Annotated in this window: 3 protein-coding genes and 1 pseudogene; all 4 read left to right on the top strand. The window is 64.4% G+C overall.

Annotation, left to right across the window (positions count from 1 at the left end):
* Positions 1 to 1,300 (top strand): flagellar biosynthesis protein FlhF (gene flhF / locus HP546_RS28215; protein ID WP_172232494.1); only part of this gene is annotated, 1,300 nt, incomplete at its 5' end.
* 93 nt (positions 1,301 to 1,393) lie between these two features.
* Entirely contained in the window at positions 1,394 to 2,227 is an 834-nt protein-coding gene (gene fleN / locus HP546_RS28210) for a flagellar synthesis regulator FleN (protein WP_027593013.1), read from the top strand.
* On the top strand, positions 2,224 to 2,964 hold the full coding sequence (gene fliA / locus HP546_RS28205; RefSeq protein WP_013973585.1) for an RNA polymerase sigma factor FliA: 741 nt from the start codon (positions 2,224 to 2,226) through the stop codon (positions 2,962 to 2,964). Before fleN ends, fliA begins: the two co-directional genes overlap by 4 nt.
* Before the next feature lie 93 nt (positions 2,965 to 3,057).
* Positions 3,058 to 3,145 (top strand): annotated as a pseudogene (locus tag HP546_RS28200) (response regulator); the annotation flags it as partial.

Genomic DNA, 3,145 nt, shown 5'->3' with positions numbered 1-3,145 from the left:
TAAGCGATTTTTCGCCGCCGATATGCGTCAGGCCATGAAACTGGTCCGTGATGAGCTGGGCGCCGATGCCGCGATCATTGGCAACCGCCGCATTGCCGGTGGTGTCGAACTGACGGCCGCGCTGGACTACAAGCTGTCCGCCCTGGCCCCGCGCGTGCCCAACGCCGAGCTGGAAGAAGAGCTGCGCAAAACCCACACGCGCATCGCCACTGCCCAGGCCGAGCTGGACCACCGCCAGGACAGCAGCGACAACAACCGCCAATTGTTTGCCGGGCAGTCGCTGACGGCCGCCGAACCGCTGGTCGAGCCCCACGTTGACACCCCCGAGGCGGCTGCCGCCCCGGCCGCGGCACCAGTCGACCCGCGCCTGTTCGATGCCATGCGCTCCGAGCTGTCGGGCCTGCGCGAGCTGCTGGAAGTGCAGCTCGGCTCCCTGGCCTGGACTCAGTTGCAGGGCAGCAAGCCGCAGCAGGCCAACCTCTGGCGCCGCCTGCAGCGCATCGGCCTGTCCGGGCCGATCGCCCGTGAGCTGCTGGACCTGACCGCCGAAATCGAAGAACCACGCCAGGCCTGGCGCATGCTGCTGGCGCACCTGGCGCGGATGATCGACATTCCCGAAATCGAGCCGATCGAAGAGGGCGGGGTGATTGCCGTGGTCGGCCCGGCCGGCATGGGCAAGACCACCACCCTGGCCAAGCTGGCCGCCCGCTACGTGCTCAAGTACGGCGCGCAGAACCTGGCGCTGGTGAGTATGGACAGCTTCCGCATCGGTGCCCAGGAGCAGCTCAAGACCCTGGGTCGCATCCTCAACGTGCCGGTGACCTACGTCGACCCGGGCCAGTCGCTGGCTGCGGCGCTGGAGCCGCTGCTGCGCAAGCGCGTGGTGCTGATCGATACCGCCGGCCTGCAGGCCAGCGACCCGGCCCTGCGCATGCAACTGGAAACCTTGGCCGGGCGTGGCATTGCCGCAAAGAATTACCTGGTACTGGCCACCACCAGCCAGAAGCAGGTGCTGACCGCCGCCTATCACAGCTACAAGCGCTGTGGCCTGGCCGGCTGCATCCTGACCAAACTCGATGAATCGGCAAGCCTTGGCGATGTGCTGAGCCTTGCCATCAGTCATGAACTGCCCGTGGCCTATCTCACCGATGGCCCGCGCATTCCAGACGACCTGCACTTGCCACGTGGGCACCAGCTGGTGACCCGGGCAGTCAATGTGCAGCAGCAGGACGAGCCCAGTGAAGAGGCCATGGCCGACATGTTCGCTGATCTCTATCACAACCCACGGCGAGCGGGTTGACCATGAAGCGTGTGCAAAGTCGCTATACCAAGGGGTACGCAGAATTGCCCTACGTGTGGCCTGAGTCCCAGCGAGACAAGGTAAAGAACAGACATGGGTAGCATGCATCCTGTACAGGTGATCGCCGTGACCGGTGGTAAAGGTGGCGTCGGCAAGACTAACGTTTCAGTGAACTTGTCCCTGGCGCTGGCCGAGCTTGGCCGCAGGGTCATGCTGCTCGACGCCGACCTGGGCCTGGCCAATGTCGACGTGTTGCTGGGCCTGACTCCCAAACGTACCCTGGCCGATGTCATCGAGGGGCGCTGCGAGCTGCGCGATGTGATGCTGCAGGGCCCCGGCGGCGTGCGCATCGTGCCGGCGGCCTCGGGCACGCAGAGCATGGTGCACCTGGCCCCGGCCCAGCATGCCGGGCTGATCCAGGCGTTCAGCGACGTCGGCGACAACCTCGACGTGCTGGTGATCGACACCGCTGCGGGCATTGGCGACTCGGTGGTGAGCTTTGTCCGCGCGGCGCAGGAAGTGCTGCTGGTGGTGTGTGACGAACCGACCTCGATCACCGATGCCTACGCCCTGATCAAACTGCTGAACCGCGACTACGGCATGAACCGTTTCCGCGTGCTGGCCAACATGGCGCAGAGCCCGCAGGAAGGGCGCAACCTGTTTGCCAAGCTGACCAAGGTCACCGACCGCTTCCTTGACGTTGCCCTGCAGTACGTGGGCGCCGTGCCGTACGACGAGTGTGTGCGCAAGGCGGTGCAGAAGCAGCGTGCAGTCTACGAAGCCTTCCCTCGCTCCAAGTGCGCGCTAGCCTTCAAGGCGATTGCGCAGAAGGTCGACAGCTGGCCGCTGCCGGCCAACCCGCGCGGCCACCTGGAGTTCTTCGTCGAGCGTCTGGTGCAACCCACCAGCGCGGGACCCGTGCTATGAACGCGAGTGGCTTCAAGATGTACAGCCGGGCGTCGAAAGACGCCCAGTACGAGCTGATAGAACGCTACGCGCCGCTGGTCAAGCGCATCGCCTACCACCTGCTGGCGCGGCTGCCGGCCAACGTGCAGGTCGAGGACCTGATCCAGGCCGGCATGATCGGCCTGCTGGAAGTGGCCAACAAGTACGACGCCAGCAAGGGCGCCAGCTTTGAAACCTACGCCGGTATCCGCATCCGCGGCGCGATGCTGGACGAAGTGCGCAAGGGCGACTGGGCACCGCGCTCGGTGCACCGCAACACCCGCATGGTCAGTGACGCGATGCGCGCAGTCGAAGCCAGAACTGGCCGTGACGCTAAAGATCATGAAGTTGCTGCCGAACTTCAATTGAGTCTCGATGATTACTACGGGATCTTGAACGATACCCTGGGCAGCCGCCTGTTCAGCTTTGACGACCTGTTGCAGGACGGCGAGCACGAAGGGCTGCATGAGGATGGCGCCAGCGGCCAGGTCGAACCTGCCCGCGGCCTGGAGGACGAGCGCTTCCAGGTAGCCCTGACCGAGGCCATCGCCAACCTGCCGGAGCGTGAGCGCCTGGTGCTGGCGCTGTACTACGACGAAGAGCTGAACCTCAAGGAAATCGGTGAGGTGCTTGGGGTCAGCGAGTCGCGGGTCAGCCAGTTGCACAGCCAGTGTGCTGCGCGCCTGCGCAGCCGCCTTGGGGAATGGCGGGCGCGTTGAGCCCGTTGTCGTTGCAGTCGTTTTCTACGTTGTACCGGATTGATTGAATGCGCGCTCGCAGCCGAGCGCGTTCGAGACTGCTTGGAGGTCTACTTGAACAAAGATATGAAAATCCTCATCGTTGACGACTTTTCGACGATGCGGCGGATCATCAAGAACCTGATGCGCGACCTGGGTTTCA

The organism is Pseudomonas sp. CM25 (assembly GCF_013179705.1).
In the GTDB taxonomy this organism is placed as follows: domain Bacteria; phylum Pseudomonadota; class Gammaproteobacteria; order Pseudomonadales; family Pseudomonadaceae; genus Aquipseudomonas.
This window is presented reverse-complemented; position numbering and strand designations above follow the sequence as displayed.

Excerpts from the sequence above, each read along its gene's own strand:
- fleN (WP_027593013.1), top strand. The coding sequence starts at position 1,394 with ATGGGTAGCATGCATCCTGTACAGGTGATCGCCGTGACCGGTGGTAAA.
- fliA (WP_013973585.1), top strand. The coding sequence starts at position 2,224 with ATGAACGCGAGTGGCTTCAAGATGTACAGCCGGGCGTCGAAAGACGCC.